Source organism: Microcystis sp. M49636_WE2, assembly GCF_030065375.1.
Classification (GTDB): domain Bacteria; phylum Cyanobacteriota; class Cyanobacteriia; order Cyanobacteriales; family Microcystaceae; genus Microcystis; species Microcystis aeruginosa_C.
In genome coordinates this window covers 1-3,873 of the sequence record NZ_JASJFG010000306.1, presented here as the reverse complement: position 1 = coordinate 3,873, position 3,873 = coordinate 1, and the positions used below count along the sequence as shown (strand labels likewise).

Below are 3,873 nucleotides of genomic sequence, written 5' to 3'. Positions count from 1 at the left end.
TTTGGGTCAAGTTAAGTCCTTAGTAAAAGAAAAGTATCATGTCAGTGAATTAGGTATTTTTGGAGATTATGTAAAAGGAGAAGTGCAGGAAAATAGTGAAGTTAATATTCTGATAGATTATACAGAACCGCCTAGTTTACTGGATTTAGTAGATATGGAATATTATTTAAGTGATTTACTTAAGGTAAAAGCGGATGTTATCAGTAAAAATGGCTTAAAAGGAAGAAGGCGAGAAAGAATTTTATCCGAGGTTATTTATGTATGACGCAACGGGAATTTAGAGATTTCTTGCAAGACATTCTAGAGGCAATTTGTCAACTAGAAAAGATGACTCAGGATCTAAGCTTTGAAGAATTTTCAACTAAGATAGAAATCTTTCTTTCGGCAGTAAAATTAATTGAAATAATTGGGGAAGCAGTCAAAAATATTCCTGATGAAGTGAGAGTTAATTATCCTAATATTCCTTGGAAAAACATCGCAGGTATGCGGGATAAATTAGTTCATGAATATTGGGCAATTGATGAAAAAGTCGTCTGGAAAGTGATTCAAAACAATCTCCCCCAGCTAAAGAGAATCATTATTAGTATTATTGAGAAATTACAATAAATTTTCCTGCCTCTCTGGTGTCCCGTTTTTTAACTTGGCTTTTACGACTAGCATTGATTAATCCTCGACCCTGGCTAAATTAAGTATAACACAGTTTACCTACAAATAGTAGAATGAAAATCGTGCTTCGCGGTTGATATTCTGGTCGGATTTCATTCCCCGCAAAGGTGAGTATCTTGTCGAAAAATCTAGCGGGGGCATTCATCCGACATTTTAGGTAAAATAAATTAAAAGGGGTTATTCATAATGAGTCCACATCCGTATAATTTTGACAACCTTCTCTTCTGGAATAACCTGATAAACCAAACGATGCTGAATATTAATACGTCTAGAATAATAGCTCGCTAAATCGCCACTGAGTTTCTCATAAACAGGATAAGATTGATAGGGATTTGACTTAAGAATATTTAATAACTCGTTAGCTTGTTTTGCCAACCCAGTACGAGCCAGCTTTTCAGCATCTTTTTTCGCTTAAAAACCAACTGCCAATTATCCATTTAAAATTGCTCTGATACCCACCTCATTCACACAATCTTCAATAGAAGTGTTGCCACCTTCAATAATTGAATCTACCATACCAGGAATAGAATACAAATAAAGCGTTTCTTGAATAGATTTCCAATCTTCCTCAGCAATTAAAATAGCATTATTTTTCGTACCAGATAACAAAATTGGTTGATGATTATCATTGGTATCATTCACTAATTCATCAATTTGTTCTTTGGCCTCAGTAACAGTAACAATTTTCATGTAACTATCCCTTAAATTAACAACATAACCGATTCTAACACAAGTCAACTATTATTCCGCATAATAGCACCTTTTCTAAATATTTCTCACTCCTCCGATTAAACGCCAAGGAATAAGAGGATAGCGAGACTTAATTTCCTTTGGTACATTTCTAGTTGCTTCTCCAATTAGATATTTGTTTGATTCTTGGCCAATGCTGCCGATGTCATTCCCTTTGTACGTCGTTCAATTTCACTGCATCAGCTTAATTCCTTTACTCCCTTGAAGGGGATTATTTTTTCCACCTTTTTAAACTCTAAAAATTTCAGAGTTCACAGCTTATCGCTTACTTAAGATGGATAATTATTAGGATTTTCCATCAGCAATTCCTCACTGATAACAGCAACATTCAATTCATTATCTGCCGAGACAAAAGTGATAGAAGGTAAACCACTAGCTAGGCAAAGTGTATTAACAGCACAACCTACTGCTAACTGGATTGCGTCATAACCTCTTAAACCATAAGTTTCCGCTAATACCATTCCTGAATTAATTATACTTTCGGTAATTTCAATGACTTGATAATCTTTAAGCGAGTCCTTTCTCAACTGATGAACTATTGCCGCTGCATCGGTAACGCTAATACTTCCAGTGCGGGATCTTCGCGTAATAGCAGCTACAATTTCTACCTTGGCGATTGCGGCAATAAATATTTCATTATTTAAAGCATCAGTAAATAATTCCAATACCCATGCTGAACCAGTTTCGCTGATATAACGCTTGACCAAGGCACTACTATCTAAGAAATAAAGTGCCATTTAACGGCGTTCCTCAATAATCGTTTCTGAAATAGGTTTTCCCTCGATTTCAATCAATCGTCGCTCAGTTATCGGTTGAGATGAAGGACGCTTAATCTGCTTGACTAATCCAGCATCAAGAAGAGATTGGTGAAATACCGCTTGTTTCTCAGCTTCTTCTTTATCCATAAGATACTGTTGAATCTTCTGATTAAGCAGCTGAAGTTCTTTTAGCTCAAGAGTCTCAAGCTGATTCAAGATTTGAGTAAGGATTGCCTGTGTCATAATCTGCCACTTTTTTTGCTGTCTGAGTAATTAATCTTTTATAGCAAAGTTATAATTGAGCTAGTACAATAGACAGTATCATAAAAACTCACTCTTTAGACCTGCTTGATCGTAAATTTTTAGATTCTAGGCGCTTAATATCCTCTTGTCAGTAGCTGTTGAAAAGCAAAATGATCAAATCCTAGAGAACAGATTAGATATTTGTTTGATTCTTGACCAATGCTGCCGATGTCATTCCCTTTGTACGTCGTTCAATTTCACTGCATCAGCTTAATTCCTTGCCAGTGAACCAAATCCAGAAAAAGACTTTACCGCTAGTTTTGGCAACTATTCTCGGTGTGGGAGGAGGAGGGGGATTTTGCTGCCGTTTCCCCCTCATAGCTAAGATAGGATCAGTTTTTGAGGTAAAAAACCTTACTGCCTTGGTCACTGACAAAATGACAATTGCGGTAGGACTGCCAGAGAGATTTGAAAATCGGTTCTTTCGAGACGCGATAATAGTCTCCTAAGACGGGACGGATGGCCTCGGTTGCTTCTTGGAGATGATAGTGGGGAATAGTGATAAAAATGTGATGGGCGACGTGAGTACCAATTTGGTGATGGATGGGATTAAAGATGCCATAATCGCGATCGATGGTAGAAAGCGCCCCTTTGAGAAAGTACCAGTCTTGACCGCGATACCAGGGAATATCATCTTCGGTGTGGTGTAGGAATGTCACCAGGTCTAACCAAACCACAAAGACGATATAGGGCATGATGTAGTAGTTAAACAGAAACCAAAAGCCTTGGCTAACACCAACCCCGATTAATAGACCTAACATAAAGGTACAGCATACGGTGCTAGTCAGTACCTGCCACCGTTCCGAGGGGCGAAAGAGGGGGCTTTCGGGCATAAAATGGGACCCCTGTTTATTAGGGGAACGACGGAAAAGATAGAGGGGATAAACAAATAAAATTAGCTGAAAACGAGCTAATTTTTCGTACCAAGCCATATTGTTATACTGGGTTTCCGTGACGGGATACCAACTTTCATCGGTGTCGATATTGCCAGTATTAGCGTGATGGGTGCGATGACTGATGCGCCAACCGTGGAAAGGTACGAGAATAGGAGTATGACTGAGATGACCGATTAAGTTATTTAACCAACGATAACGGGAAAAGGAACCGTGACCGCAATCGTGACCGACGACAAATAAGGCCCAAAACATGGTTCCCTGCATAAACCAAAAAAGGGGGAAGAACCATGCTTGATTAATCTGGTAAGTTATCCAGTAAAGCAGGGTAATGATGCCAATATCAAAAAAAAAGTAGGCTAAAGAGCGAAAAACGCTTGATTGGAAGCAACGGGCCGGGATAGCTAGACGGACATCCTGTAGGGTAAATGGCAAAAATTCTCTTTTTAGGGAGGGTTTAGGTAGGGTTTGGGACACTAGGTTATAACTCAAGGTAGATGACA

General features: G+C 38.4%; 6 protein-coding genes and 1 pseudogene. 2 read left to right on the top strand and 5 right to left on the bottom strand.

The window, feature by feature from the left end; all coding sequences use genetic code 11:
- Position 1: 1 nt before the first annotated feature.
- Together PX484_RS07445 and PX484_RS07440 are read left to right on the top strand one after the other, a co-directional pair.
- On the top strand, positions 2 to 265 hold the full coding sequence (locus PX484_RS07445; RefSeq protein ID WP_288103317.1) for a nucleotidyltransferase family protein: 264 nt from the start codon (positions 2 to 4) through the stop codon (positions 263 to 265).
- A complete protein-coding gene (locus tag PX484_RS07440; protein WP_002800344.1) occupies positions 262 to 606 on the top strand; it encodes a HepT-like ribonuclease domain-containing protein in 345 nt (114 codons plus the stop codon). The genes PX484_RS07445 and PX484_RS07440 overlap by 4 nt, the downstream gene beginning before the upstream one ends.
- A 237-nt stretch (positions 607 to 843) precedes the next feature.
- Here PX484_RS07440 and PX484_RS07435 read toward each other — a convergent pair.
- From PX484_RS07435 to PX484_RS07415, 5 genes and pseudogenes are all read right to left on the bottom strand, one after another.
- A pseudogene (locus PX484_RS07435) lies at positions 844 to 1,103 on the bottom strand (Txe/YoeB family addiction module toxin).
- Positions 1,096 to 1,356 (bottom strand): type II toxin-antitoxin system Phd/YefM family antitoxin, encoded by a 261-nt coding sequence (locus PX484_RS07430; RefSeq protein WP_287767604.1) that lies wholly within the window; start codon positions 1,354 to 1,356, stop codon positions 1,096 to 1,098. Before PX484_RS07430 ends, PX484_RS07435 begins: the two are co-directional and overlap by 8 nt.
- Positions 1,357 to 1,685: 329 nt before the next feature.
- Complete coding sequence (locus tag PX484_RS07425) at positions 1,686 to 2,153, bottom strand: type II toxin-antitoxin system VapC family toxin (RefSeq protein ID WP_008202187.1); 468 nt, start codon at positions 2,151 to 2,153, stop codon at positions 1,686 to 1,688.
- A complete protein-coding gene (locus PX484_RS07420) occupies positions 2,154 to 2,417 on the bottom strand; it encodes a hypothetical protein (RefSeq protein ID WP_002800342.1) in 264 nt (87 codons plus the stop codon).
- Between the two features lie 392 nt (positions 2,418 to 2,809).
- A complete protein-coding gene (locus tag PX484_RS07415) occupies positions 2,810 to 3,847 on the bottom strand; it encodes a fatty acid desaturase (protein ID WP_002800340.1) in 1,038 nt (345 codons plus the stop codon).
- Positions 3,848 to 3,873 lie beyond the last annotated feature (26 nt).